The organism is Nicoliella sp. ESL1120 (genome assembly GCF_058508515.1).
Genome location: NZ_CP196383.1, coordinates 1,505,261 through 1,531,723, shown reverse-complemented (window position 1 = coordinate 1,531,723; position 26,463 = coordinate 1,505,261). Strand labels below are relative to the sequence as shown.

26 protein-coding genes and 1 other RNA gene are annotated in these 26,463 nt (G+C 38.3%); 22 read left to right on the top strand and 5 right to left on the bottom strand.

Going from position 1 to position 26,463, the window contains the following annotated elements; translation table 11 throughout:
- Nucleotides 1–18 precede the first annotated feature (18 nt).
- Nucleotides 19–2,643 (top strand): bifunctional lysylphosphatidylglycerol flippase/synthetase MprF, encoded by a 2,625-nt coding sequence (gene mprF, locus ACSYTE_RS06655; RefSeq protein WP_491716660.1) that lies wholly within the window; start codon nucleotides 19–21, stop codon nucleotides 2,641–2,643.
- A 52-nt stretch (nucleotides 2,644–2,695) separates the two neighbouring features.
- Here mprF and nrdF read toward each other — a convergent pair whose 3' ends face one another.
- The 3 genes from nrdF to ACSYTE_RS06640 form a co-directional block, all read right to left on the bottom strand.
- Entirely contained in the window at nucleotides 2,696–3,664 is a 969-nt protein-coding gene (nrdF, locus tag ACSYTE_RS06650) for a class 1b ribonucleoside-diphosphate reductase subunit beta (RefSeq protein WP_491716659.1), read from the bottom strand.
- Between the two features lie 103 nt (nucleotides 3,665–3,767).
- On the bottom strand, nucleotides 3,768–5,933 hold the full coding sequence (gene nrdE / locus ACSYTE_RS06645; protein ID WP_491716658.1) for a class 1b ribonucleoside-diphosphate reductase subunit alpha: 2,166 nt from the start codon (nucleotides 5,931–5,933) through the stop codon (nucleotides 3,768–3,770).
- Between the two features lie 88 nt (nucleotides 5,934–6,021).
- Nucleotides 6,022–6,258, bottom strand: a complete 237-nt coding sequence (locus ACSYTE_RS06640; protein ID WP_491716657.1) for a redoxin NrdH — start codon at nucleotides 6,256–6,258, stop codon at nucleotides 6,022–6,024.
- A 246-nt stretch (nucleotides 6,259–6,504) separates the two neighbouring features.
- Between ACSYTE_RS06640 and ACSYTE_RS06635 the strand changes: the two genes are divergently transcribed.
- The 16 genes from ACSYTE_RS06635 (at nucleotide 6,505) to tsaD (ending at nucleotide 17,542) form a co-directional block, all read left to right on the top strand.
- Nucleotides 6,505–7,107, top strand: a complete 603-nt coding sequence (locus ACSYTE_RS06635) for a class I SAM-dependent methyltransferase (protein WP_491716656.1) — start codon at nucleotides 6,505–6,507, stop codon at nucleotides 7,105–7,107.
- Nucleotides 7,108–7,118: 11 nt separating this feature from the next.
- Complete coding sequence (gene tadA / locus ACSYTE_RS06630; RefSeq protein ID WP_491716655.1) at nucleotides 7,119–7,610, top strand: tRNA adenosine(34) deaminase TadA; 492 nt, start codon at nucleotides 7,119–7,121, stop codon at nucleotides 7,608–7,610.
- 31 nt (nucleotides 7,611–7,641) lie between these two features.
- Nucleotides 7,642–7,728: signal recognition particle sRNA small type (gene ffs / locus ACSYTE_RS06625), an RNA gene on the top strand.
- A gap of 137 nt (nucleotides 7,729–7,865) precedes the next feature.
- Complete coding sequence (dnaX, locus tag ACSYTE_RS06620; RefSeq protein WP_491716654.1) at nucleotides 7,866–9,776, top strand: DNA polymerase III subunit gamma/tau; 1,911 nt, start codon at nucleotides 7,866–7,868, stop codon at nucleotides 9,774–9,776.
- 19 nt (nucleotides 9,777–9,795) lie between these two features.
- Nucleotides 9,796–10,107 (top strand): YbaB/EbfC family nucleoid-associated protein, encoded by a 312-nt coding sequence (locus ACSYTE_RS06615; RefSeq protein WP_491716653.1) that lies wholly within the window; start codon nucleotides 9,796–9,798, stop codon nucleotides 10,105–10,107.
- Nucleotides 10,108–10,125: 18 nt separating this feature from the next.
- Complete coding sequence (gene recR / locus ACSYTE_RS06610) at nucleotides 10,126–10,725, top strand: recombination mediator RecR (RefSeq protein WP_491716652.1); 600 nt, start codon at nucleotides 10,126–10,128, stop codon at nucleotides 10,723–10,725.
- Nucleotides 10,726–10,738: 13 nt separating this feature from the next.
- The gene (locus ACSYTE_RS06605; RefSeq protein ID WP_491716651.1) at nucleotides 10,739–10,987 is read left to right on the top strand and encodes a YaaL family protein; all 249 of its coding nucleotides are present in this window, start codon (nucleotides 10,739–10,741) and stop codon (nucleotides 10,985–10,987) included.
- 99 nt (nucleotides 10,988–11,086) lie between these two features.
- Nucleotides 11,087–11,731, top strand: a complete 645-nt coding sequence (tmk, locus tag ACSYTE_RS06600; RefSeq protein ID WP_491716650.1) for a dTMP kinase — start codon at nucleotides 11,087–11,089, stop codon at nucleotides 11,729–11,731.
- Nucleotides 11,731–12,057, top strand: a complete 327-nt coding sequence (gene darA, locus ACSYTE_RS06595; protein ID WP_491716649.1) for a cyclic di-AMP receptor DarA — start codon at nucleotides 11,731–11,733, stop codon at nucleotides 12,055–12,057. Before tmk ends, darA begins: the two co-directional genes overlap by 1 nt.
- Entirely contained in the window at nucleotides 12,057–13,082 is a 1,026-nt protein-coding gene (gene holB / locus ACSYTE_RS06590) for a DNA polymerase III subunit delta' (RefSeq protein WP_491716648.1), read from the top strand. The genes darA and holB overlap by 1 nt, the downstream gene beginning before the upstream one ends.
- Before the next feature lie 25 nt (nucleotides 13,083–13,107).
- Nucleotides 13,108–13,452: a DNA replication initiation control protein YabA gene (locus ACSYTE_RS06585; RefSeq protein ID WP_491716647.1), complete on the top strand. Its 345-nt coding sequence runs from the start codon at nucleotides 13,108–13,110 to the stop codon at nucleotides 13,450–13,452.
- Nucleotides 13,453–13,469: 17 nt separating this feature from the next.
- A complete protein-coding gene (rsmI, locus tag ACSYTE_RS06580) occupies nucleotides 13,470–14,357 on the top strand; it encodes a 16S rRNA (cytidine(1402)-2'-O)-methyltransferase (protein ID WP_491716646.1) in 888 nt (295 codons plus the stop codon).
- A 9-nt stretch (nucleotides 14,358–14,366) separates the two neighbouring features.
- Nucleotides 14,367–15,116, top strand: a complete 750-nt coding sequence (locus ACSYTE_RS06575; RefSeq protein WP_491716645.1) for an acyl-[acyl-carrier-protein] thioesterase — start codon at nucleotides 14,367–14,369, stop codon at nucleotides 15,114–15,116.
- 82 nt (nucleotides 15,117–15,198) lie between these two features.
- Nucleotides 15,199–15,912 carry a tRNA (adenosine(37)-N6)-threonylcarbamoyltransferase complex dimerization subunit type 1 TsaB gene (gene tsaB, locus ACSYTE_RS06570; protein WP_491716644.1) on the top strand — a complete coding sequence of 238 codons (714 nt, stop codon included), beginning with the start codon at nucleotides 15,199–15,201 and terminating at the stop codon, nucleotides 15,910–15,912.
- The gene (gene rimI, locus ACSYTE_RS06565) at nucleotides 15,896–16,495 is read left to right on the top strand and encodes a ribosomal protein S18-alanine N-acetyltransferase (RefSeq protein ID WP_491716643.1); all 600 of its coding nucleotides are present in this window, start codon (nucleotides 15,896–15,898) and stop codon (nucleotides 16,493–16,495) included. Before tsaB ends, rimI begins: the two co-directional genes overlap by 17 nt.
- 33 nt (nucleotides 16,496–16,528) lie before the next feature.
- Complete coding sequence (tsaD, locus tag ACSYTE_RS06560) at nucleotides 16,529–17,542, top strand: tRNA (adenosine(37)-N6)-threonylcarbamoyltransferase complex transferase subunit TsaD (protein ID WP_491717310.1); 1,014 nt, start codon at nucleotides 16,529–16,531, stop codon at nucleotides 17,540–17,542.
- A 45-nt stretch (nucleotides 17,543–17,587) separates the two neighbouring features.
- Here the strand turns inward: tsaD and ACSYTE_RS06555 are convergent, their stop codons facing one another.
- The gene (locus tag ACSYTE_RS06555; RefSeq protein WP_491716642.1) at nucleotides 17,588–19,549 is read right to left on the bottom strand and encodes an ATP-binding cassette domain-containing protein; all 1,962 of its coding nucleotides are present in this window, start codon (nucleotides 19,547–19,549) and stop codon (nucleotides 17,588–17,590) included.
- 171 nt (nucleotides 19,550–19,720) lie between these two features.
- Here ACSYTE_RS06555 and ACSYTE_RS06550 point away from each other — a divergent pair, with 171 nt between their 5' ends.
- From ACSYTE_RS06550 to ACSYTE_RS06530, 5 genes are all read left to right on the top strand, one after another.
- Nucleotides 19,721–20,353, top strand: a complete 633-nt coding sequence (locus tag ACSYTE_RS06550; RefSeq protein WP_491716641.1) for a redox-sensing transcriptional repressor Rex — start codon at nucleotides 19,721–19,723, stop codon at nucleotides 20,351–20,353.
- 212 nt (nucleotides 20,354–20,565) lie between these two features.
- Nucleotides 20,566–20,850, top strand: coding sequence for a co-chaperone GroES (groES, locus tag ACSYTE_RS06545; RefSeq protein WP_491716640.1), 285 nt, complete (start codon nucleotides 20,566–20,568; stop codon nucleotides 20,848–20,850).
- Nucleotides 20,851–20,909: 59 nt separating this feature from the next.
- A complete protein-coding gene (gene groL, locus ACSYTE_RS06540) occupies nucleotides 20,910–22,529 on the top strand; it encodes a chaperonin GroEL (protein ID WP_491716639.1) in 1,620 nt (539 codons plus the stop codon).
- A 162-nt stretch (nucleotides 22,530–22,691) separates the two neighbouring features.
- Nucleotides 22,692–24,527: an APC family permease gene (locus tag ACSYTE_RS06535; RefSeq protein WP_491716638.1), complete on the top strand. Its 1,836-nt coding sequence runs from the start codon at nucleotides 22,692–22,694 to the stop codon at nucleotides 24,525–24,527.
- Nucleotides 24,528–24,645: 118 nt separating this feature from the next.
- Nucleotides 24,646–25,743 (top strand): glycosyltransferase family 4 protein, encoded by a 1,098-nt coding sequence (locus ACSYTE_RS06530; RefSeq protein ID WP_491716637.1) that lies wholly within the window; start codon nucleotides 24,646–24,648, stop codon nucleotides 25,741–25,743.
- A gap of 20 nt (nucleotides 25,744–25,763) precedes the next feature.
- On the opposite strand, the gene ACSYTE_RS06525 is transcribed toward ACSYTE_RS06530, so the two are convergent.
- On the bottom strand, nucleotides 25,764–26,447 hold the full coding sequence (locus tag ACSYTE_RS06525) for a YigZ family protein (protein WP_491716636.1): 684 nt from the start codon (nucleotides 26,445–26,447) through the stop codon (nucleotides 25,764–25,766).
- Nucleotides 26,448–26,463: the final 16 nt, after the last annotated feature.

Sequence of the window (26,463 nt, the reverse complement as noted above, 5' to 3'; positions counted from 1 at the left end):
AGATGGAGGGCACTTCCGTTGAAATCTTTATATCAAAATACTAGGGAATTTTTTGCTAGGCACCTTAAGGTTATTCGAATTTTATTCATTTTTTCAGTTTTAATTTTTTCAATTCGAGAATTTTCAAAAATTATTTCTGAAGTGAATGGTCAACAGGTTAAGGCTAGTTTTGAAAGTCAATCGCCAACATCGCTATTAATCATGTTTGTATTGGGGATTATTGCGGTTTTACCAATGCTAGTATATGATTTTACAATTGTGAAATTTTTACCTGGTAAATTTAAGCCCCTTTATATTGTTAAAACCGGATGGATTACCAATGCGTTTACCAATATCTTGGGTTTGGGTGGACTGATTGGGGCAAGTCTACGAGCTAATTTTTACAATGAAAATGCTAAGCCTAAGGAAATTTTATATGCGATTTCTAAAATTGCATTGTTTTTATTGGCGGGACTTTCCACTTTCTGTTGGGTTTCGTTAATAATGATCTTTGGCTTCGATATGGATGGCGTATTAGCTAATTATTGGCCATTTCTTTTTGCGGGAGCGCTTTATTTCCCCATTATTTTCATTATTACCCGTCTGAATAATTCAGATTTTTTCAAGGATTTAACCATTAAAAGAGAATTAACTTTGATCATGGGTTCTTGTTTAGAATGGGGAAGCTGTGCTGCACTGTTCTTAATTATTGGTGCTTTAATGCACGTTGAAGTTAATTTAGTCTCAGTATTTCCGTTATTCATTATCGCCAACCTAATGGGGGTAATTGGAATGACGCCCGGTGGATTGGGCGGATTCGATGTAACCATTACGACTGGATTGATTATGATCGGACTTGATAAACCACAAACACTAGTTTGGCTGGCACTCTACCGAATCTTTTACTATGTTATTCCGTTTGTGATTGCATTAATTCTGTTCATTCATGATTACGGGAAACGGATTAATGAATTTTTAGATGATATTCCAAAGACCATTTTTCAAAGGACATCGCAGCTTTTAATGACATTTTTCCTTTATTTTTCTGGAATTATGTTGTTACTTTCGATTACCTTACCGAACGTGGTCTTGGTAAATAGCTTTTATCTATCGTTCGAGCCTTATACGTTCTACTTCTTGAATCAATTGTCGACAATTATCGTAGCGTTTATTCTCATTGGATTAGCGCGCGGATACGGTTCAAGAGTCAATCGGGCCTTTTGGCCTACGGTAGTCGTTTTAATAGTTGCGATTGGTAATACCTTGTGGAAAGAGAGTTTTCCTGCTAATATGACCATTTTATCGATCATATTGATATTGTTATTATGGGCATCCAAGGGTTCACTATATCGTTCCCGACTATCTTATTCCTGGGGTCAACGAATTATGGATACGGTTATTTTTGCATTTACATTTACAGCTTACACGTTGTTAGGTATTTATAACCGTTTTCACCATAACTTTAAGCATGGACCATTTAAGGGCTTTTTCCATCAACAAAATTCCTATCTATTCCCATCCCAGCAGGTTTGGTTATCCGGTTTTCTAGGATTATTAGCTGCTTCGCTAATTTTAGTAATTATTTATCGCTACTTCTCATCTAAGGAATCTAAATGGTTAGACCAACCCTTTAATGCCGATCGAGTTCGCAAAGTAATTGAACAATTTGGTGGCAATGAAGTGAGTCACTTAGCGTTTGTTCGCGACAAGCAGATCTATTTCTATACCGAAGATGATGAAGATCAAGTCTTCTTTATGTTTAAGCGAAAGGCAAATAAATTAGTTATTATGGGAGAACCAGTTGGAAATCAAGAACGGGTTTCAGCAGCAATCGATCAATTTATGATCGATGCTGATAAAATTGGTTTATCATTAGTATTCTATGAAGTTGGAGAAAAATTCACCATGATCCTTCATGAAAAGGGCTTTGATTTTACCAAGGCTGGTGAAGAAGGAATGGTCGAATTAAGCAAGTTCACCTTAGTTGGTAAAAAACATCGGGGTGAACGAGCATTGATGCATAAGTTTGAACGTGATGGGTATGTATTTTCAATTGTTCAGCCACCGTTTGATGATCAATTTATGAATGAATTGAAGGATATTTCTGACCAGTGGTTAAACGGTAATTCTGAAAAGGGCTTTTCGCTAGGCTATTTTGACCCTTATTATTTGAATCAGGCACCAATTGCGATCATGAAGAACCAAGATGGCAAGGTAGTTGCGTTTGCCAATATTATGCCAACTGGTGAACATGACATCACTTCAATTGATTTGATGCGTTCAAGTGAAGATGCTCCATCTGGAATCATGGATGGCATTTTCATTAATTTATTCCAATATTCATTGGAAAATAAGTACCAATACTTTAACTTAGGAATGGCACCATTATCAAATGTTGGTCGTTCACGGTTTAGTTTTATTGATGAAAAGCTTGCTAACTTAGTTTATCGTTATGGTCAATCGTTTTATAGTTTCCAAGGATTAAGATCATATAAGGAGAAATACGTTAATGTCTGGGTCCCTCGTTACATCGTTTATCGCAGAAAGAGTTCATTGATATTTACAATGCTGCAAATTTTGATGATTGTGAACGAACGGATTGGCGGGGAACAGCATCAACGAGGACCGTTTAAATTAATTGCACAGTTATTTTCATCGAAGTAACCAAAAAAGTGCTCCCTAGATAATTCTAGGGGGCACTTTTTGCGTGGATTGATTATTTTTTAGGACGACCGATATCATAGTCATCGTTATTCATTGCCTCAACTTGGCCTAGTCGATACCCATTTCCAACTTGTGAAAAGAAGTCGTGGTTAGCAGTAGAGGTTGAAATTCCGTTCATAACGATTGGATTAACATCATCTGCAGTATCAGGGAAGAGTGGATCTTGACCTAGGTTCATCAATGCTTTATTAGCATTATATCTGGTAAAAGTTAGGACTTCGTCAGACCAGCCAACTTGATCGTAAAGCACGTGAACGTACTTTTCTTCATTAGAATATAATTCATAAAGAAAGTCATACATCCAACTTTTAATCGATTCTTTTTCACTATCTGGAAGTTGATTAAAAGCTAATTGGAATTTATAACCAATATAAGTTCCGTGGACCGATTCGTCACGTAAAATTAACTTAATGATTTCAGCTACGTTTGGTAACTTATTATTACCGAGGTACCATAATGGGGTAAAGAAGCCAGAATAGAATAAGAATGTTTCAAGGAAAACACTGGAAACCTTTTTCTTTAGTGGATGGCTGTCGTCATGATAGAGCGTGTAGATCTTCTTAGTTTTATTTTGTAAGAACTCTTCACTGTCGCTCCAATCAAAAATTTCTTTAATTTCTTCATTCGTATTTAACGTTGAAAAAATTGATGAATAGCTTTTGGCATGCACTGATTCCATAAATTGAATGTTATTTAATACTGCAGTTTCATGAGGGGTTCTAACATCTTGTTTTAAAGCTGCCATCCCATCTTGAGATTGCAAAGTATCTAATAATGTCAATCCGCCAAAAACGTGCCCCACGACCCATTTATGGTCATCATCAAGGCTCCGCCAATCATGAAGATCGTTTGACAATGGTACCCGAGTGTCTAACCAAAATTGTTCGGTTAACTTTTCCCAGGTCGCCTTGTCAATTTCATCATTGATTGCGTTCCAGTTAATTGCTTTATAATTTTCCATGAGATTCTCCCATCCTATAAAATAAGCTTTCTGTTCGAATATTAAACATATCTAATAACTATAACTAATAATTATCATTTATACAACTACTTATTAGATAATCTTAAATTACACAGCTTTCACATTGACTAGCCCCAACTTCTTGTTGGTCATCTGTAAATGTTCTCACGTAGTATAATGACTTAATTCCCTTATAGTAAGCGTAGTTTCTCAGGATGTTTAGATCACGAGTCGACATCTTATCAGTCCGACCATTCTTCCATTCGTAGAGGCCTTCTGGAATGGTGGAACGCATGAATAGCGTCAAACTCATGCTTTGATCAATGTGTTCTTGAGCAGCTGCGTAAACGTCGATGACCTTGCGCATATCGATATCGTAAGCAGACTTGTAGTACTTGATCGTATCATTTGAAAGGTATGGAGCAGGGTAATAGATTTTACCGATCTTTGATTCGTACCGTTCTTCGATTCGGCTAATGATCGGATGTAAACTAGCAGTAGTATCATTGATGTATGAAATCGATCCGTTCGGTGCGACTGCTAATCGATTTTGGTGGTAAAGGCCATCCTTCATAACGGCTTGCTTTAATTCGTTCCAATCTTCAGTGGTCGGAACGAAAATGCCCTTGAATAGTTCCTTGACCCGTTCTGATTGTGGTCCCCAATCCTTCTCAACGTATTTATCAAAGTAAGTCCCATCTGCGTACTTGCTCTTTTCGAAATTATGGAAAGTGGTATTTCGTTCCCGTGCGATTTGGTTAGAAATCTTTAGTGTCCAGTAGTTCAATAGCATAAAGTATACGCCAGTGAATTCAATGGATTCAGGAGCACCGTATTCAATTTGATTTTTAGCGAGAAAGCTGTGAAGCCCCATTGCACCTAAACCAATGGTATGGGCTAATTTATTACCATGTTGAATTGATGGAACGACATCAATGTCTGAATGATCGGTAACAAATGTAAGTGCTCGGACCATTGCTTCAATCGACTTGCCAAAGTCAGGACTGGCCATCATATTGACCATATTTGTGGACCCTAGGTTACATGAAATATCAGTCCCTAACTTAACGTATTCTTGTTTATTGTTAACAGTGGATGGAGTTTGGACCTGCATGATTTCGGAACAAAGGTTACTCATCACGATCTTACCATCGATTGGGTTTGCACGATTAGCAGTATCGATATTGATGATGTAAGGATAGCCTGATTCTTGTTGAAGCTTACTGATCTCAGTTTCTAGCTCCCGCGCCTTGATCTTAGTCTTTTTGATTTCCGGATTGTTGACCATGTTGTCATATTCTTTTGAAATATCAACGTATGAGAAGGGTTCGCCATAAATCCGTTCAACATCGTAAGGACTGAATAGGTACATATCAGCATCAGCTCTCACTAGTTCATAGAACTTATCAGGAACGGTTACCCCTAATGACAGGGTCTTGACCCGAATTTTTTCATCAGCGTTTTCTTTTTTAGCGGATAGGAAGGAAATAATGTCAGGATGGAAAAGACTGAGATAAACCACCCCGGCTCCTTGGCGTTGGCCTAATTGGTTGGAGTATGAGAAACTATCTTCTAGCAATTTCATTACTGGAACGACCCCACTTGCGGCTCCTTCAATGTGCTTGATTGGATCGCCAGCGGCTCTTAAGTTCGAAAGGTTGATTCCAACCCCGCCACCAATTCTGGATAATTGAAGGGCGGAATTAATGGTTCTACCAATTGTATTCATATCATCAGTTGTTTGAATTAAGAAACAAGATACCAGTTCACCACGACGCTTCCGCCCGGCATTTAAGAAACTAGGGGTAGCTGGTTGGTAACGTTGGTTAATGATTTCATTTGCTAAACTCATTGCCAATTCTTCGTTACCATCAGCAAAGTAAAGGGCGTTTACGGCTGCACGATCAATGAAGTTTTCTAGGTAGTATTCATTATCGTTAGTTTTTAAAGCATATTGGGCATAGAATTTATATGCGGCCATGAATGTTTTGAAATGGAAATTTTGTGCCTTTAAGTAATCATATAGCTTTTCAATGAAGCTAAAGTTGTACTTGCTTATGAATTCCTTTTCTAAATAGTCATTATCAACTAGGTATTGGTATTTTGCTTTTAATGATTCAAATTGCTTAGTATTTGGTTGGACGTTTTCCTTTAAAAAGGCTGCTAGTGCTTCTTTGTCCTTGTCCAGTTGAATTTGACCATCAACTGGGATGTTGATTTCATTGTTTAAGTCGTAATAAGTAACGTCCTTTAGATTCGATAGTCCCATTATTTCTCCACGCTCTCCTTCAAAATTTGCTAAAATAAAAGTGGCGAGGTCTTTACAGACATCGCCATTGTAGTAGAATTATTTAAGCTTAGGCTAACACTGATAACTTATTTAGTTGATCAGGTCTAAAACCGCTAAATGCCTTAATGCCGTCAGCTTTAACAACTGGCATTGCCATAAATCCTTCTGATTTTAATGTTTCAATGTATTCTGGTTGTTCATTGATGTTGATTTCATTGAAGTCGATTGAGTGTTCTTCTAGAAAACGTTTTGTCATTTTGCATTGCATACAGTTGTTTTTTGAGAATAGGGTAACTTGTGTCATAAGCGCGACCTCCAGTAAATTTTCATTTTAATTCGAATCAATTGAGGTGAACCTCAATTGATATCGACATGTTTTAATTTTACACTCTTAATAAATAATTTCAATGTAAAAATACCACAAGTAGTGTCTCTAAATTCGTGTAACACTAGATGTGGTATTATGATAATGTGTGAAACAATTTTAAAATTACTTTTTTAGTATTAAATTCGATAAATATTATTAACCTTATAGAAACGGATGGTAGAAATGACTGAATATTATTATACACCAAATCCTGATGTTAAACACGAAGAACAGACATGGAATTTTGAATTATTAGGGAATCGATTTACTTTCACTACCGATAACGGTGTTTTTTCGAAAAAGACTGTTGATTATGGATCACGGGTTTTAATTGACAACGTTGAAATTAATGCCCTGCCCGATGGAGACATCTTAGATTTAGGTTGTGGATATGGTCCAATTGGTTTGTCCTTGGCTAAAAAGTACCCACATCGTCAATTTACCTTAGTTGATGTTAACAATCGGGCGTTAGCATTGGCTGAAGTAAATGCTAAGCAAAACCAGGTCCAAAACGTGATCGTTAAAAATTCTGATGGTTATGAATCGGTTCCAGAACAATTTGCAGCTGTAATTACGAACCCACCAGTGCGAGCTGGTAAAAAAGTTGTTGATGATATGATTACTGGCGCATTGGAGCACTTAGTAATCGGAGGACGCCTTACCGTTGTGTTGCAAAAAAAGCAAGGAGCACCATCCGCTAAGCGATTAATGACCAACACGTTTGGCAATTGTAAGGTTTTAAAGCGTGATAAGGGCTATTACATTTTAGAAAGTCGCAAGCAATAGCGGGGGATCGAATGAACAATCAACAAATTGAATCTTTTATGCAAATGGCGCTAACTGAGGCTCGAGTGGCCTATTACATTCATGAAGTGCCAATTGGAGCAGTAGTCGTTCATAATGGCAGGGTAATCGGGACTGGCCATAATCTCCGTGAATTAGCCGAGGATGCCACTGGTCATGCTGAGATTTTTGCGATTCAAGAGGCCTGTAGTACTTTGAATAGTTGGCGCTTAGAAGATTGTGATCTATATGTAACCGTTGAACCCTGTTTAATGTGTGCGGGGGCGATTTTAAATGCGCGCATTAAAAATCTTTATTATGGTTCCCGTAATGCTAAGGGTGGGGTGGTTGATAGCCTATACCAAGTTTTGAACGATCAGCGATTTAATCATCAAGTCAACGTTAACGGTGGGATATTAGCTAATGATTCTAAAACGATAATGAAATCATTTTTTAAGGCAGCTCGGAAGCGTAAAAAAATGGCTCGTCGTTCTGGACAATCATAGTAAAATAAGTTAAGATAATATTTGCCGTTAGGCCTTGAAGCAAGGATGTGCTAACGAACCGTGTCAGATCCGGAAGGAAGCAGCACTAAGTTTCCTACGTTCTGTGCTTCTCGTACATAGAATAACGCCCTCTTAGTCTGTTTAGGCTAAGAGATTTTTTATTTTAACATGGTTTGATTAGAAATCGTGTTTAATTCCATTTATAATTGTTAATAGTTGTTTCGTTATCGTTATCATTATTAGGAGGAAAAGTAGATGAGTTATCAAGCGCTGTACCGAGTTTGGCGGCCCCAACGTTTTGCCGATTTAGTTGGCCAACACGTTATTACTGAAACGTTAAAGAATACCATTATTACGAATCAAATTAGTCATGCTTACCTATTCTCTGGGCCCCGTGGAACTGGTAAAACATCTGCTGCCAAGATTTTTGCAAAGGCTGTTAATTGTCCGAACGTAAAGGATGGTGAACCTTGTAATGAATGTAAAATTTGTAAATCCATTACGAATGGGACCTTAAATGATGTAATTGAAATCGATGCCGCTTCTAATAATGGGGTTGATGAAATTCGAGACATCCGTGATAAGGCCAAGTATGCGCCAACTGAAGCAACATACAAAGTTTATATTATCGATGAAGTGCACATGCTTTCTACGGGGGCCTTTAATGCCTTGTTAAAGACATTAGAAGAACCTCCTGCTAACGTTATTTTTATACTAGCGACGACGGAGCCCCATAAGCTGCCAGCTACGATTATTTCTCGGACCCAGCGTTTTGATTTTAAACGGATTCAACCTAAGGATATCTTAGAACGAATGGAATATATACTGAATCAAAAATCAGTAAAATATGACGATCGTGCTTTGAAGGTAATTGCGAAGGCAGCTGAGGGTGGAATGCGGGATGCCCTGAGCATTTTAGATCAAACGATGTCATATGGAGATGATGTTGTTACCTATGATAATGCGCTGCAAGTTACTGGCAGTGTTACTACGTCTTTACTATTTCAGTACGTAAGTGATGTTTTTAATCAAGATGTGAAAGCTGCGCTAGTTTCTGTTCGTAAAATTATGGATGAGGGCAAAGATGCTGGGCAATTTATTGAAGACTTGATTAGTTATTATCAAAACATCCTTCTTTATAAACAAGCTCCTGAAATGCTATTAGAACAGGAGTTAGGGATCGTTAATGACCAGTTCAAACAATTAGCTGAGCGGGTAGATTCGAATATTATTTATCAAATTATTGAAAATTTGAATGATATCCAACAACAAATGCGGTATACAATGCACCCAGATGTTTATTTAGAGGTGCTAACGGTTAAAATTGCAACGTTAAGTCAAAATAATGCGTCTAGTTCTGTCGAACACAATGAAAATGACCAACATCTAATTCAAAATTTGTCTGTTCAGATCAATGACTTAAAACAACAGATCAATCAACTTAAGCAACAACAAATGCAGCAATCGCAAAATAATCAGAATTCACAACCTGTAAATGCTGCCTCGACTAACAATCAACAGAATAATAAAATAGATGTGAATCAAAAAACAATTAAGGTGAACTTGAGTAAAATTTATCCTATTTTAGATTCAGCCACTAAGGAGGACTTAGTCCGCGTGCGCAGCGCTTGGACTGAGTTAGTCCAAAAGATGCCGATTATTTATAAATCTTTACTTAGTATTGCTACCCCAGTAGCTGCCAGCAGTAGTGGAGTTGTGGTATCATTTGGTTATGATTTCTTTTACCAACGGGCAGTTAATGACCGCGAATTAGATGATATAATTGGTAAAGGCTTTAATCAATTTATTGGGTATACTCCTAACTTGGCATATGTGTCAGAGAACCAGTGGCCTAAAGTTAGGCATGACTATTACACTCGTAGTGGGGTAATGCCTAATGAAAATTCTAACCCTAGTTCTGCAGCTCCCAAAAGTGCTGCAGTAAAGGATGATTTAAAGCCTGCTAATGATTCGTTAAATTCATCAAGTGCTGATGACGGTGTTGATGATTTAGCACATCAAGATTCGCAAGTTGCTGCCACCGTTCAGCAATCAAGTTCGAATTCAGAATCGCAAGTCGCAACTGAGTCGGATTCGAATGCTGACGTTGTTGAAAAAGCGATCAAAACATTTGGTAGTGATATTTTAGATATTAAAGATGATTAATTAAAGGATGGTAGATAATATGATGAATGGAATGAACATGAACAAAATGCTGAAGCAAGTTAAAAAAATGCAAAAGCAAATGGGTGCAGAACAAGAAGAATTGAACAAGCAAGAATTTATTGGCTCTGCTCCTGATGAAATGGTCAAAGTTACATTTACTGGTGATCGCAAGATGACCGACATGCAAATTAAACCAGAAGTAATCGATCCTGAAGATCCAGACATGCTGTCAGACATGGTATTAACTGCTGTAAACGATGCGCTTGGTAAAATTGATGACGCAACTCAAAGTACCCTTGGTAAATACACTAAGGGTATGCCAGGAATGTAAAATAAAGAAGGAATTTAAATGCAATATCCAGAGCCAATTGCAAAACTAATTGCTAGTTATATGCATCTGCCAGGAATTGGACAAAAGACTGCCGTTAGATTAGCCTATTTTACTGTTAACATGAACAAAGATGACATTGCTAATTTTGCGGAAGCACTTACTGAAACAAAGGATAAACTAACTTATTGTTCGATTTGTGGGAACTTAACCGATGAAGATCCATGTGAAATTTGTCAAGATCCAAATCGTGATCAAACCAAAATTTTAGTAGTTGAACAACCTAAGGATATCATGACGATGGAGCAGATGAAGGATTATAATGGCCTTTATCACGTCTTAGGTGGGGTTTTATCTCCCTTGGATGGCACTGGTCCAGATGAACTAAACGTTAGTTCATTGATCAAGAGACTACAATCGAATGAAGCCGTTAACGAAGTGATTATTGCTACCAATGCAACTCCCGAAGGAGAAGCAACTGCAATGTATCTTTCCAAGTTGATTAAACCAGCTGGAATTAAGGTAACTCGTTTAGCTTATGGACTTTCAGTGGGAAGCGATATTGAGTATGCTGATGAGATGACTTTGTTTAGAGCCGTTCAAGGTCGAACCGAAATTTAGGGGCGAATTATTTATGTTTGGTAGAAAGAGCAGTGCACAAAAGAATAAAATGCAATATGATCAAGAATTATTGGATTCAATTGACGAAGCAAAGTCTGAATGGTCACGGGCTCAAGAAACCCAAAACGCAATTTCAGAAGTGGATGACGAAATTATTGCTCAAACCCAACTTGCTCGTTGTAAATATTTGTATCTGTATCGAGAAGCTAGATTCCGAAATGTTCATAATAATCGGATTCAATCGTCGGTATTTGATTATTAAAGGGTCGGAATCACGTTTGTGGTTTTGACTCTTTTTGCTTTGCCAATGAACTTTTAATAAAGTACAATTATAGTTAGAAAACAAAAAGGATAGTTACTAATGAATAAAAATTTTATTACGTTCGAAGGCTCTGATGGGGCTGGCAAAACCACGGTTTTAAAACGGGTTTTTGAAACCGTGCAAAGCCAATTGGATGTACCAGTGATCTTAACTCGTGAACCAGGCGGGAATCGAATTTCAGAAATGATTAGGAATGTAATTTTAGACCGTGATAATCAAGCAATGGATTTCAAAACGGAAGCGTTATTGTATGCTGCCGCTAGACGGCAACATTTGGTAGAGACTGTCATTCCAGCTCTGGAGAAGGGTAAATTGGTTTTAAGCGATCGATACCTGGACAGTTCGCTTGCTTATCAAGGTGGCGGTCGTCAGCTGGGAATCAAACCAGTTTTTGACATGAATCAATTTGCTACCGATGGTTTAATGCCGGGCTTAACGATTTATTTTGATGTCCCGGTTGAAGTTGGTTTAAATAGGATTAGTGCTCACCGAAGTGCCAATGAAGTTGATCGATTGGATGTTGAGACCAAGGAATTTCATTATCGGGTTCATGCTACTTATGAGCAGCTAGTTCATGATTATCCTAATCGAATCATCCGAGTTGACGCAACTAGGTCAATCGATGAAGTTTATGATGCGGTATTAAAAATTTTGCACGATTATCTAAATAGGGGTGACAAATAATGAAATTATTAATTGCAGTTATTCAAGATAAAGATACTAGTGAGCTACAAGAGGCATTTATCAAAAATAATATTAGAGCAACCAAGTTATCTACAACTGGGGGCTTTCTTAAATCAGGGAATACCACTTACATGATTGGAATTGAAGATGAAAAGGTGCAAAAAACCTTAGATATCATCAAGAATATTTCAAGAACTAGAAAGAAATATATGACGCCACCAGTTAATCTAGATGGCGGAGCAAATGAAGGTTCATATCCCGTCAAAATCCAAGTTGGTGGGGCAACTGTAATGATCTTACCAATGGATCAATTTTATCAATTCTAATGGCGATGGAAAAATCAGTTGCTGAGTCCATTATTAAAGAGGCATCTATTAAGCAACCCCAATTAGTTGAACATTTTGCCCAGGTTGTTAGTGACCATGATTTGACCCATGCGTACCTATTTAGCGGGGCGCTAGGGACTGGAAAGTTAGCGGTTGCGTTACAGATTACGATGGCATTGTTTTGTCCCCATCAAAAAGATGGTAGACCTTGTGGTAAGTGCAACGAGTGTATCCGAATTGCCAGTCGGCAGCATCCAGATGTAATGATCATTGAACCAGACGGAGCAAGCATCAAAATTGATCAAGTGCGATTATTAAAGGCTGAATTTACCAAGAGTGCTGTTGAGGGTAATCAAAAGGCATTCATAATCAATGATGCTGATAAAATGACCACAGAGGCTGCTAATAGTCTTTTAAAGTTTATTGAGGAGCCAGTTGGGAATGTATTTTCATTTCTACTTACTAGCAATAAATCACTATTGTTACCAACCATTATTTCAAGAACCCAATTAGTTGAATTTCCTTCAATTTCGCCGACCCTCTTTAGTGAAGAACTCACTAAAGCTGGTATTGATAGTGTATATTTTAACTTAATTATGAAAATGACTAATAATATTGATACTGCCTCTGGGTGGTTTGAAAATAATTGGTTCGCAAAGTTGCAAAATGCAATTAGTCAATGGTTTCTTCAGCTCAACAAGCGCAATCCAGTTGCATTTACAATGGTGCAAACTGATATGATGGCCTTGATTAATAATCAGGATGCAAAGCGAATTACAATCGATATGATGATTGAAGTTTGGCGGGATGTATTAGATATTAAATTTAAAGCAGTTGATGATAATGAACTTAATTTTCCACAAATTAATAGCCAAATTCACCAAATTGCGTTGCAGATTCCTAAGCAAAAGTTGCTCAGTATAATTGAACTAATGCTTAAGAGTAATAGTGATTTAGCAATTAACATTAATTTTCAAAACGTTTTAGAATCAACTACTTTAAAGGTGCTAGATCAGTTGAATTAAACAATTAATAAGGGTGAAATTGATATTGAATAATAAAGAGCTATACAGTGGGTTAAAGAATATGGAGTCTCAAACTCAATCGATGTTGACCCGCTTTTCCGAACTCCGTGAAGCAATGAACGAAGTTTTGGAAAAAAATTCAGAATTAGAAATTGAAAATCAGCATTTGCGTGAATTATTGGAAACACATTCAAATGAAAATCATGATCAAAAAGTACCAACACAGAAAGCAACCAAGCATAATGAGTCCCGCAAGATATTAGAAAAGTTATTTAATGATGGATTTCACGTATGTAATCAATTTTATGGTAAACCGCGTGAAAATGGTGAAGGTTGTATGTTCTGTGATGAAATTATTAACCGAAAATAAGAAAGTTAGGGATTAAATTGCAAGTTCAACACAGTTTTGCTAAACATGATACTGGAACGTTATACCTAGTGCCAACCCCAATTGGCAATTTAGATGACATGACTTTTAGAGCAGTTAAGGTGCTTCGTGAAGTCGATTTAATTGCGGCTGAGGATACACGAAATACCCAGAAATTATTGAATCATTTTGAAATTGAGACTAAGGAAATTAGTTTTCATGAACATAACACAATGGAACGGATTCCAGAATTGATTCAAAAATTGCAATCAGGAATGAACATTGCCCAAGCTAGCGATGCGGGAATGCCATCGATAAGTGATCCAGGACACGAATTAGTGGTTGCTTGTATTGAGGCTAATATCCCAGTCGTTCCATTGCCAGGGGCGAATGCCGGATTAACTGGACTAATTGCATCTGGGTTATCACCACAACCCTTTTATTTCTATGGCTTTTTGAATCGGAAGCCAAGAGATCAAATCGCTGAACTTGAAGATCTGAACCGTCATCAAGAAACGTTCATTCTATATGAGGCGCCACATCGTTTAAGAAAAACCCTTAAGAACATGGCGAGCGTACTTGGTGAAGGAAGACGTGCTGTCTTATGTAGGGAAATTACAAAGCGGTATGAGGATTTTCATAGGGGGACCTTGCTTGAATTATTAGATTGGGCTGCCAACAATAAAATTATGGGAGAATTCGTAATTATTGTTGAGGGCAATTCAGAGGCACAAATCGATGATCATCAAGATGATGAACTGAACGGGCTTTCGATGGTTGAACAGGTCGATTATTTAATTGCGCAAGGTGATAAGCCAAACGTTGCGATTAAGCAAGTTGCTAAGTTACACCAAATTAAAAAGCAAGAAGTTTATAACCTATATCACCATATTGAAAAGGAGGATTGACCATTTATCGTGAGTCGCTTTAGTGAAAAACATCGAATCACTTATTATGAAACTGATAATCAGAATCGAGTTACGTTACCAATGCTCCTTAACATGGCAATTTTAGTTTCTGAGGATCAAAATGAAGAGCTTGGGTTAACCAATGAATTTATTGCATCGTTTGGGGTAACTTGGGTGGTCATTCAATATGATTTAGAAATTAATCATCTTCCTAAGACGGATGAAAATATTACCATCCAAACCCAATCGACATCTTATAATAAATTTTTTGCCTTTCGAGAGTTTTGGATTTTAGATGAGAAGGGCAGTCAGTGCGTTTACATCAAAAGCTTATGGGTTTCAATGAATATTGAACAACGGCGTTTAGCACCGATCCCACATCAAATTGTTGATCCGTATCATTCTAATGCTGTGAAGTTAACTCCTCGAATTAAAAAGCCACGCAAGATTGAATCATTATCTAATAGTCGCCAGTATCGAATCCGTTATAGCGATATTGATACGAACATTCACGTCAACAATACTCGTTATTTGGATTGGATGACTGATTTATTACCATATGATTTTTTAGTTCAAAACATTCCTGCTCACATTAACCTAAAATATGATAGCGAAGTGCGTTATGGCAACGTAATTGAAAGTAATTATGAACATCAAGAAATTGATGGAACCGTTGTTACGAAGCACGAAATTTATCACAATCAACAATTAGCAGCAATTGCTAATATTACTTGGCAACACGATGGCGAGGTAGATTAAACATCTGGTTCGCTTTTTTTAATGCTTTATAATGGTATATAATAAGCATGATAAAAATTAACAACAATAGGGAGATTATTTTATGAAGGTTTTAGCATTGGATACTTCCAATCGCCCCCTAAGTATCGCGATCTTAGAGGATCAACAAATTTTAGCAACAACGACAACAACGACGCATCAAAAACATGCTCAATACTTACTACCGATTATCGATAATCTAATGAAAGATTGTGGAATGCAGCCCAGCGATTTAGACCGCGTGGTAGTTGCTGATGGTCCTGGCTCTTATACCGGAATTAGGATTGCAACTGCGACTGCTAAGGTATTAGCATTTACCCTAGGGATTAAATTAGTGGGGGTTTCTAGTTTGCAAACATTGGCTTTGAATATCAATATTGAAGGTCAATTAGTGAATCCAGTGTTTGATGCCAGAAATGAGAACATGTTTACTGGATTGTATCGGATTCAAAACGGACGCCCAGTTGCAGTGATTCCTGATCAACACGTTTCATTATCCCGTTGGTTGAGTAAAATGGAGGCCTATCAAAATGAATCGATTATTGGATTAGGTGATGCTAATCATTTTAACGATCGCTTGCCTGCTAATTTTACGATGATTAATAATTTAGATAACCTTCCTCAAGCTGCAAACCTAGGACTATTTGGCGAGACTTTACCACCAGTTCAAGACATTGATACGTTTGTTCCTAATTATTTGAGATTGACGAAAGCAGAAGCCGATTGGCAAAAACTACACCCAAAAGAGGATTCAAGTTCATATGTTAAAAAAGTTTAAGCAATGGTACCATAGCCTATTTTTAAAAAGTGAAGCAGTATTTCGTGAACAACAAATTGCGGTTAAAAACCATACGATTGAAATTAAAAATGTTAAGTACTTTATTGGAAGGGCCATGGTTACAGATACCCCAGAGTTATTAAAGATTGAAAAATCTGTTTATGACGGCAAAACTCCATGGAATTACAATACGATGCTAAGGGAACTTAAGCGTGATCAAGATCGTTTATACTTAGTAATTAGATATCATGATCAATTGGTTGCATTCATTGGTTGTGCAATGTTTGATAATAATAAGGAATGCCATATTACGAATCTAGCGGTTCAAAAAGAATTTCAACATCGGGGGCTTGCATATTACTTGTTAACGGTAATTATTAAAAAAGCGCGTCGCATTGACTATTCAAAGATCACGCTAGAAGTGAGAAGTAGTAATTATCGTGCTCAGCATCTTTATGCTGATTTAGGATTTAAACGTTCAGGCATTAAAAATAACTACTATATTGATAATCAAGAAGATGCCATTGATATGACGCTAGATATTAGTGAAATTGATAATAGCCCAATTAATTATGGATTATAATTTGGAGGAATAATTTTGAAGCGTAATTTAATCATGTCATTTGAGTCTAGTTGCGATGAAACTAGTGTCGCAATTATTGCAGATGGCAATCAAATTCTTTCTAACATCGTAGCCACACAGATCAATAGCCATAAACGATTTGGTGGCGTAGTTCCAGAAGTTGCTAGTCGTCATCATATCGAAGAAATTACCATCTGTATTCGTGATGCGATGCAAGAGGCCAATGTTACCTATGATGATTTAGATGCCGTGGCCGTTACCTATGGGCCTGGATTAGTAGGTTCGCTTTTGATCGGGGTGACTGCTGCTAAGATGGTTGCGTGGGCTCACCACCTTCCGTTAATTCCAGTCAACCACCTCGCGGGGCATATTTATGCTGCTCGTTTTGTCGAGCCAATTGAATTTCCAACCCTTGCATTAGTCGTTTCTGGTGGCCACACTGAATTGGTTTACATGCCCAAAGAGGGCCAGTTCGAAATTATTGGTGAAACGCGCGATGATGCCGCTGGTGAAGCCTACGATAAAATTGGTCGGGTGTTAGGGATTAACTACCCCGCCGGGCCTACTGTTGATGCGATGGCAGCGAAGGGTAAGGATACATTTAACTTTCCACGAGCAATGGATAAGTCATCTAATTATGATTTTAGTTTTAGTGGGTTAAAGAGTGCCTTTATTAACACTTACCATCACGCAGAACAAGTAGGTGATAAGTTGAATCATGATGACCTGGCAACTAGTTTTCAAAATGCGGTCGTAGATGTTTTAGTAGATAAAACACTGCGGGCGTTGGAGAACTACCCAGTCAAACAATTGATCTTAGCAGGAGGAGTAGCTGCCAACAATGGACTGCGGACATGCTTGCAATCAGCAATTGATCAACTACCAAATACGAAATTAATAATGGCGCCACGCAAACTATGTGGTGATAACGCTGCGATGATTGGTGCAGCTGGCTTTATTATGTTTAAAGAAGGTCGTTTTGCAGGCCTCGATTTAAATGCTGACCCGAGCCTTGAGTTTGAATGGGCTCCTGATGTAACTCAATAAAATTCAAAAAGGACTGAATCAAAATTTTTGATTCAGTCCTTTTATTTACTCATTATTTAAATCTTCGAGTTCTAAACTTAGTTGAGTCCACTGATCTGATAGTTTTTCATTTTGTTGGTTGACTTGATCGAGATTCTTTTGGAGTTCCTCAAGTTCACTAATCTTTTGATCAGCAGCTAGTTGGGCCATTCGATCCTCGATTTGAGCGTGTTGTTCGCTGAGCTTGCCCATTTGTTCCTCAATTTCGCTGATTTGGCGTTCTAATTTACGCCGTTGCTTTTGGTCTTGCTTACTCTTTTGGTAATCGACCTTGCCCTTCGATTCGGTGGGTTGAACCGCTTCGGGATGTTCAGCAGCTAATTTAGCGGCCTCGTGTTGTGCTTGGGCGATTTGATCTTCCTTTTTTTCAATATAGTAATCATAATCCCCTAGGTATCTTTCTGATCCTTCAGGGGTAATTTCAATAATTTCGCTAGCAACTTGGTTAATGAAGTATCGATCGTGTGAAACGAATAGGATCGTCCCATCAAATTGCTTCAATGCATTTTCAAGAACTTCGCGACTTTCAATGTCCAAATGGTTAGTGGGTTCATCGAGAATTAAGAAATTATCGTGATCCATTGATAATTTGGTGAGCATCAAACGCGCCTTTTCACCACCAGAAAGGTTACCGACGACTTTTTCAACGTCATTACCAGAAAATAAAAAGCTCCCTAAAATGGTTCTGATGTGGCCTTCTGGAGTAGTAGGGTAGTCGTCCCAAATTTCATTTAAAACGGTTTTATTACTGTGTAAGGAAGTCTGTTTTTGATCGTAGTAGCCAATGCTGACTCCGGTCCCGAATGAAACGGTCCCCGCTAATTTTGGTAGCTTGCCTAAAATGGTTTTTAATAGGGTCGACTTACCAACCCCGTTGGGTCCGATAATTGCGATCGATTGGTGCTTTTTTTCGTCAATGTTAATTGGACTAGCTAGAACCTGATCATCATAGCCGACCGCCAGATTCCGAACTGTTAAAACGATGTTACCACTGGGCTTTGCTTCTGAGAATCGAAATTGAGCGACCTTATTATTATCAAATGGTTTTTCGAGCTTTGGCATTTTTTCTAATTGTTTACGACGTGCCTGAGCACGGTTAGTAGTCGATGCCCGAACGATGTTTTTATCAATAAAGTCCTGCATTTTTTTAATTTCAGCTTGCTGTTTTTCATACGCATGGAGCCGTTCAGCATAGCGCGCTTGTTTTTGCTTCACAAAGCTAGTGTAATCACCTTTGTAATATGTTAGCGTTCCGTTATCCAAGTCATAGACTTCATTGACTAACTTATCCATGAAGTAACGGTCATGTGAAATGATCAAAAGCGAACCAGGATAGTTTTGGACGTAGCCTTCCAACCATGTGATCGTTTCAACATCTAAGTGGTTGGTTGGTTCATCTAAAATAAGGAGGTCGCGTTTTTCAAGGAGCAGTTTCGCTAATGCAAGTTGGGTTTGTTGCCCACCTGAAAGAGAATTAACGGGTTGTTCGTAGAATGATTCTCCAAAACCAAATCCGTTTAAAACCGCCTTGATTTCAGCTTTATAACTGTACCCATGATTAGCGGTAAAGTTAGCCTGAATCGTGTCGTATGATTTAGTGACTTCTGCTAGTTTTTGTGGATCTTGATTAACCTGTTGATCACTCATTTGTATTTCTAACGCGTGCATCTTGTGTTCCGTTTTAATTAATTCGGCGAACACGCTTAACATCTCATCCCAGACGTTTCGTTCTGAATGAAGACCCGTATTTTGTGAAAGATAGCCAATTGTAAGGCCGTTTTTTTCAGTAATCTTCCCTTCGTCGATGCTTTCTTCACCAATAATCATTTTAACTAGCGTTGATTTACCGGCTCCATTGCGGCCAACGAGCCCGATTCTAGCATGATTTTCAATATTCATATTAACATTTGTGAAAATTGGCACACCATCGAATCTTTTGGTTACGTTATTTACTTGTAAGATTTGCAAGTCCTCACCCCTTTATATTATAGTAGTTTAAGGATAATTTTATCATAATTTACATATAATATGAAATTATGAAAATCGATATAATTGATTAATATTTCACAAAGTCTTTTTTTATGATAAAATAATCTGGAAACGTTTTTTTATGAACGAAAATGCCGGGAGGAAAGACTTATGGCTGAAAATAAAATTCCACGGGCAACCGCAAAAAGATTGCCGATCTATTATCGATACCTTACGATTTTACATGACTCAAACGTTGAACGAATCTCATCAAATAAATTTGCGGACGCAATTCAAGTGGACTCTGCTACGATTAGAAGGGATTTTTCCTATTTTGGGGCGCTTGGTAAACGTGGCTATGGTTATGATGTTGAGAATTTATTGAATTTCTTTAAGCGGATTCTAAATGAAGACCGTTTGACTAACGTTGCATTAGTCGGGGTCGGAAACTTTGGACAGGCACTACTGAACTTTAATTTTCATCGTGATAGCAACGTTAGGATTGCTGCTGCCTTTGATACTAAGGAGCGAATGATTAACACCATTCAAAATGGGGTCCCCATTTATTCATATGAAGAAATGGTTCAACAATTAAGGGATCAACAGATCAAGGTCGTTATTTTAACTGTGCCTTCTAAAGTGGCACAAGAAGTTTGCGATAATGCCATTAAAGCGGGGGCGGAGGGCTTTCTTAACTTCACCCAGGTCCGTCTATCAACTCCCGAGAACGTAACGGTGCAAAATGTTGATTTAACGAATGAGTTACAGACCTTGATTTACTTTATTGAACATTACATTAAGTAAACCTTTAGATTCAAGATTCCTAGTTTTAAATCATCGCATTATTAATCTGATTTCGATAAAATGTTCATGCAAAGTTGCATGAGCGTTTTTTTTATTTGGGCAGCGGTCAAAATGTTTGCAATTAAAATTAAAAGAATATATATTAAAGATAACAATTAGCACTGACATAGTTCAAGTGCTAAATTTATGTAAACTTAATTGGAGGGATTAATGTGTTAAAGCCATTAGGTGATCGTGTGATCGTTGAAGTTGAAGAGGAAAAGGAAAAGACAGTCGGCGGGATTGTCTTAGCAAGTAATGCTAAGGAAAAGCCCCAAACTGGAAAGGTAGTCGCTGTCGGTGCTGGACGGATCTTGGATAACGGAGAGACAGTTGCACCAGCAGTTAAGGAAGGCGAAACCGTTCTATTCGACAAGTACTCTGGCACTTCCGTTGACTACGAAGGCCAATCCTACTTAGTTTTACATGAAAAGGATTTAGTTGCAGTTGTCGACTAATTAATAAATTAAAATTAAAATCATAAAAAACAAAAAATAATTTCATGAGGTGATAATTGATGGCTAAGGAAGTTAAATTTGCAGAAGATGCAAGAAAATCATTACTTAACGGTGTTGATAAATTAGCTAATACGGTTAAGACTACTTTAGGACCAAAGGGACGTAACGTTGTCCTAGAAGAAGGTGCTGGTCCAAACATCACAAATGATGGGGTAACGATTGCAAAGGCGATCCAACTCCCAGATCATTTTGAAAACATGGGAGCTAAATTAGTTGCTGAAGTGGCTTCCAAGACTAATGACATTGCTGGTGACGGGACTACGACTGCCACTGTATTGACCCAAGCAATCGTCAACGAAGGCTTGAAGAACGTTACCGCTGGTGCTAACCCAGTTGGCGTTCGCCGCGGAATCGAAAAGGCTACCGAAGTAGCTGTAAAGGCATTACACAAGATGTCACACGAAGTAAAGAACAAAAACGATATTGCTCAAATCGCTGCCATTTCTTCTGCTAACAAGCAAGTTGGTGAATTGATTGCCGATGCAATGGAAAAGGTTGGTAACGACGGGGTCATTACCATTGAAGATTCCCGTGGGGTTGAAACTAGCCTAGATGTCGTTGAAGGAATGCAATTCGATCGTGGTTACATGTCACAATACATGGTGACTGATAACGATAAGATGGAAGCTAATTTGGATAATCCATACATTCTAATTACTGACAAAAAGATTAATAACATTCAAGACATTTTACCAGTTCTTCAATCAGTGGTTGAACAAGGGCGTTCACTCTTGATCATTGCTGATGATATTGGTGGTGAAGCATTACCAACCCTTGTTTTGAATAAGATGCGTGGGACCTTCAACGTGGTTGCTGTCAAAGCTCCTGGATTCGGTGATCGTCGGAAGGATCAATTACAAGACATCGCTACTTTAACTGGTGCAACTGTGATTACTGACGATTTAGGATTAAACCTAAAGGATGCGACCTTAGAACAACTAGGTCAATCTGCTAAGGCAAACATTACTAAGGATAACACTACGATCGTTCAAGGTGCTGGTGACAAGGCTAAGATTGCTGATCGGGTTAGCGAAATTAAGACCCAAATTGAAAAGACGACTTCTGACTTTGACCGTGACAAGTTAAAGGAACGCCTTGCTAAGTTAGCTGGTGGAGTTGCTGTTGTTCGTGTCGGTGCTGCGACCGAAACCGAATTAAAGGAACGTAAGTACAGAATCGAAGATGCTTTGAACGCTACGCGGGCTGCCGTTGAAGAAGGCTACGTTCCTGGTGGTGGAACAGCTTACATTAATATCTTAAAGGATATTGATGCCATTAAGGCTGAAGGCGATGAAAACACCGGGGTTCAAATCGTTCGCCGTGCATTGGAAGCTCCAGTTAGACAAATTGCTCACAATGCTGGGGTTGATGGTTCCGTGATCGTTGACCACCTTAGAGGTCAAAAACCTGGAATTGGTTACAATGCTGCTGATGGAACTTACGAAGACATGATCAAGGCTGGAGTCATTGACCCAACCAAGGTTAGTCGCTCAGCACTTCAAAACGCCGCTTCTGTTTCAGCATTGTTATTAACTACTGAAGCCGTAGTAGCAAACGAACCAAAGGATGATAATAACACCCCAATGCCTCCACAACCAGGTATGGGCGGCATGATGTAATTTAAATTAAGCTCTGCTTTAAAAGAATCGCTATTTAGCGGTTCTTTTTTTGTTAATAAAATTCAATATGAAATATTTACCAAATTGTAGTAAAATTAAGAATTGCATAAACAAATTTATATTATCTTAAAAAATGAAGACTTAAAAAGTGAGGTCATTTTCATGTGGCGTTATTTAAAACGATTAGTAATTGGGAAGCCATTGAAATCAACTGATGAGGGTGGTAATTCCTTGAATAAATTTAAGGGATTGGCTTTGCTCTCTTCTGATGCTCTTTCATCGGTTGCTTATGGGACCGAACAGATTACAGCCGTATTGCTGACCCTTTCAGTAGCTGCTTTAGTTTACCAAATTTGGATTTCAGCATTAGTTTTGATTCTTTTGCTGGCAATCACGTTGTCCTATCAACAAATTATTTACGCCTATCCATCTGGTGGGGGTGCATACCTAGTTGCTAGTGATAATTGGGGGCGGACGACTGGGTTAGTTGCTGGTGGGTCCTTACTAGTTGATTATATGCTGACCGTGGCGGTTTCGACCACTTCTGGAACCGAAGCAATTACTTCCGCAATTCCAGCACTATATAATTATCGAATCCTGATTTCATGCTTGATCGTAGTATTAATTATGTTACTGAATTTACGGGGGATGCGTGAATCAGCATCGATTTTGACGGTGCCGGTTTACCTATTCATCTTTATGATTTTTATCATGATTATTTGGGGCGGGTATAATATTTTAACTGGACATATTACATACCAAGCTGCTAGCGCAGTTGGTACCCCAGTCCAGGGAATGACACTGCTATTATTCTTCAAGGCTTTTTCTTCTGGTTCTTCATCGCTAACTGGAGTGGAAGCAATTAGTAACTCGGTTCCTAACTTTAAAAAACCCCGTGAAAAGATGGCTTCACATACGCTTGCTATCATGGCTTTGATCTTAGGGTTCTTCTTTGGTGGGATTACACTTTTGAGTTATTACATGGGAATTAAGCCGAATGCACATGTGACGGTGCTGTCACAAATTGGAGCAGGCGTATTCGGCCATGGTGGAATTATGTTCTATGTATTACAACTTTCCACCGCAATGATTTTAGCAGTGGCTGCAAACACTGGTTTTTCAGCGTTTCCAATTCTAGCTTATAATTTAGCACGCGATAAATTTTTACCGCACGCCTACTTGGATAAGGGTGATCGGTTAGGATATTCCAACGGGATTATTTCACTTGCGATTGGGGCATTGATCCTAATCATTATGTTCAATGGGGAAACGAACCTCTTAGTACCCCTGTATTCCATCGGGGTATTCATTCCATTTACACTTTCACAGTCTGGGATGATTTTACATTGGCGCAAGCACCGTGAAGGAGCATGGGTCTTAAAGGCGACCATTAATTTCATCGGGGCGTTGATCTCGGCAATCCTAGTTGTTTTCTTATTGCTACTCCACTTTGTAAACGTCTGGCCATACTTCATCGTGATGCCACTATTGATCCTTTTATTTTATCGCATCAATGAGCATTATCGTAAGGTCGGCACCCAACTGGAAGTTAGCCATAAGGCGCAAGAAATTCCAGAATCATTTAGTGGTTCGACTGTAATTGTTTTGATCAGTGACGTTACGACCATGACGATGAATGCGATTACCTATGCTAAATCGATCAGTGATGATATCATCGCGATGCATGTTTCGTTTGATTCTAATCCAGAACGCGAAAAAAAGGTGGCCAACGACTTTAAGGTTGCGTTCCCAGAAATTCGGTTCGTTGATATTCATTCATCATATCGCTCAATCGTTAATCCAACGTTGCGCTTTTGTGATGTGATTGCCAAGCGTGCCGAACACGACGGGAATACAACCACTGTATTGGTTCCGCAATTTGTCCCTAAGCATCATTGGCAACAAATTCTGCATAATCAAAGTGGTTTACGGTTGCGTGCAGCTTTAAACTCACGTCAAAACATCGTGGTAAGCACTTATAATTACCATTTGAAATAATTAATTAAACAGGAGTTATCGCTATATTACAATTGTGATAACTCTTTTTGATTGGGTTGTTTTTAGATTGTGAGATTTGTATAATTAAATTTAATAATTATTTTTCAAGGGAGGTGGAATGGTGAAGTTAAAAATAATTGTCTGTTTATTTGCGACAATGCTTATATCGGCAATTTTGACGCCATTTGTTCGTAAATTGGCATTTAAAATTGGGGCTGAAGACGATCCCAATAAACGGCGCGTCAATAAGGTTCCGATGCCAACGCTTGGTGGGTTATCAATATTTGCATCCTATACTTTTGCAACGGTCGGCTTAATGCGGAACTTAATTCCAGGACCTCAGTTGTGGGGAGTCCTGGGTGGTGAAATATTGATTGTTTTAACCGGGGTGTTAGACGATATTTATACCTTAAAACCGCGTCAAAAAGTTTTTGGGATTACCTTAGCATCGTTATTCGTGTTCTTTTTTGGACATGTTCGAATGACCGTTCTAACATTGCCGCTACTGGGATCATTTCATTTAGGCTGGTTAAGTTTGCCGATTACTTGGGTTTGGATCTTGGCAATTACTAACGCAGTGAATTTGATTGATGGACTCGATGGACTAGCTACTGGAGTCGCAATTATTGCATTATCGACAATGGGGATTACTGGAATGTTCTTCTTGAATGTGGGCAATACATACGTATCAATCATGATTTTTACTTTGGTTGTAGCATGTGTTGGCTTTTTACCATATAATTTCTTTCCTGCCAGAATTTATCTAGGGGACACGGGATCGCTATTTATTGGTTTTATGATTTCAGTGTTTTCACTAAACGGATTAAAGAATGCAACGTTCATTACAGTCATCATTCCAGTAATCATTCTGGGGGTGCCAATTACTGATACTGTATATGCCATTTTAAGGCGATTATTGAATCGGCAACCAATTTCACATGCTGACAAACATCATTTGCATCATCGATTAATGCAAATGGGATTGACCCATCGGCAAACCGTATTAGTGATTTATGGAATTGCGATGATCTTTTCATTTATCTCACTTCTCTACCCCATTTCCAACCTATGGGGCATTATCTTACTTACGATCGCAACCTTGATTGGATTGGAATTGTTTGTGGAGTCAATTGGATTAGTTGGCAAGAATCGGCAACCACTTTTAAAATGGATTAAACGATTAGTTAAAAGTACCACTAGTAAAAGTAATCATTAAAAAAGGATCTTTCGCCTCATTTATTTGAGCTCGATTGATCCTTTTTTGTATCGATCCTTACCTTGATGGTAATCGACTTCGAAGTATTCTTGTTCACCAGTTGTAATTTTGGCACGATTATTTAATAGTTCAACGATTTGTTTTTCAAATGCGCTAACCCCATCCGCTGGAATGGCAACGGTAACGGTAACGTCAGCACCATATTGAATATCATCAATATAGACATCCTCTTGGTTTAAATGGTACTTAAGTGGTTCAAGAAGTGAATACTCAATTTGAATGTTAATCTTAGTTTGGAGGATTCTTTCTACGACGCCGACGCTATTGATTGCTTCCGTCGTGGCGTTACTATAAGCACGAATAAGGCCACCAGCACCTAATTTAATGCCCCCAAAGTAACGGGTAACTACGACTGCAACGTCATGGAGCTGTTTTAATTTAATTGCATCTAAGATTGGTAAACCAGCAGTTCCAGACGGTTCTCCATTATCACTTTTTCTTTGAATGTGGTCATCTTGACCCACCATGTAAGCATAACAATTGTGGGTCGCGGTTTTATTTTCCGCTATAATTTGATCAACGAACGCCTTAGCCTCATCCTCACTTTTAACACGTTTAACGCTACCGATAAAGCGTGATTTTTTAATAATGATTTCATTTGCACCGCTATCCTTAACGGTTAAATATGTTTGTTCTTTTTCCATATTGAAGACCTCCTTT

Coding starts and splice junctions, on each gene's coding strand:
- nrdF (WP_491716659.1), bottom strand. CDS start 3,664: ATGGAAAATTATAAAGCAATTAACTGGAACGCAATCAATGATGAAATT.
- nrdE (WP_491716658.1), bottom strand. CDS start 5,933: ATGGGACTATCGAATCTAAAGGACGTTACTTATTACGACTTAAACAAT.
- ACSYTE_RS06640 (WP_491716657.1), bottom strand. CDS start 6,258: ATGACACAAGTTACCCTATTCTCAAAAAACAACTGTATGCAATGCAAA.
- ACSYTE_RS06635 (WP_491716656.1), top strand. CDS start 6,505: ATGACTGAATATTATTATACACCAAATCCTGATGTTAAACACGAAGAA.
- tadA (WP_491716655.1), top strand. CDS start 7,119: ATGAACAATCAACAAATTGAATCTTTTATGCAAATGGCGCTAACTGAG.
- dnaX (WP_491716654.1), top strand. CDS start 7,866: ATGAGTTATCAAGCGCTGTACCGAGTTTGGCGGCCCCAACGTTTTGCC.
- ACSYTE_RS06615 (WP_491716653.1), top strand. CDS start 9,796: ATGATGAATGGAATGAACATGAACAAAATGCTGAAGCAAGTTAAAAAA.
- recR (WP_491716652.1), top strand. CDS start 10,126: ATGCAATATCCAGAGCCAATTGCAAAACTAATTGCTAGTTATATGCAT.
- ACSYTE_RS06605 (WP_491716651.1), top strand. CDS start 10,739: ATGTTTGGTAGAAAGAGCAGTGCACAAAAGAATAAAATGCAATATGAT.
- tmk (WP_491716650.1), top strand. CDS start 11,087: ATGAATAAAAATTTTATTACGTTCGAAGGCTCTGATGGGGCTGGCAAA.
- darA (WP_491716649.1), top strand. CDS start 11,731: ATGAAATTATTAATTGCAGTTATTCAAGATAAAGATACTAGTGAGCTA.
- holB (WP_491716648.1), top strand. CDS start 12,057: ATGGCGATGGAAAAATCAGTTGCTGAGTCCATTATTAAAGAGGCATCT.
- tsaB (WP_491716644.1), top strand. CDS start 15,199: ATGAAGGTTTTAGCATTGGATACTTCCAATCGCCCCCTAAGTATCGCG.
- rimI (WP_491716643.1), top strand. CDS start 15,896: ATGTTAAAAAAGTTTAAGCAATGGTACCATAGCCTATTTTTAAAAAGT.
- tsaD (WP_491717310.1), top strand. CDS start 16,529: ATGTCATTTGAGTCTAGTTGCGATGAAACTAGTGTCGCAATTATTGCA.
- ACSYTE_RS06550 (WP_491716641.1), top strand. CDS start 19,721: ATGGCTGAAAATAAAATTCCACGGGCAACCGCAAAAAGATTGCCGATC.
- groL (WP_491716639.1), top strand. CDS start 20,910: ATGGCTAAGGAAGTTAAATTTGCAGAAGATGCAAGAAAATCATTACTT.
- ACSYTE_RS06535 (WP_491716638.1), top strand. CDS start 22,692: ATGTGGCGTTATTTAAAACGATTAGTAATTGGGAAGCCATTGAAATCA.
- ACSYTE_RS06530 (WP_491716637.1), top strand. CDS start 24,646: ATGGTGAAGTTAAAAATAATTGTCTGTTTATTTGCGACAATGCTTATA.
- ACSYTE_RS06525 (WP_491716636.1), bottom strand. CDS start 26,447: ATGGAAAAAGAACAAACATATTTAACCGTTAAGGATAGCGGTGCAAAT.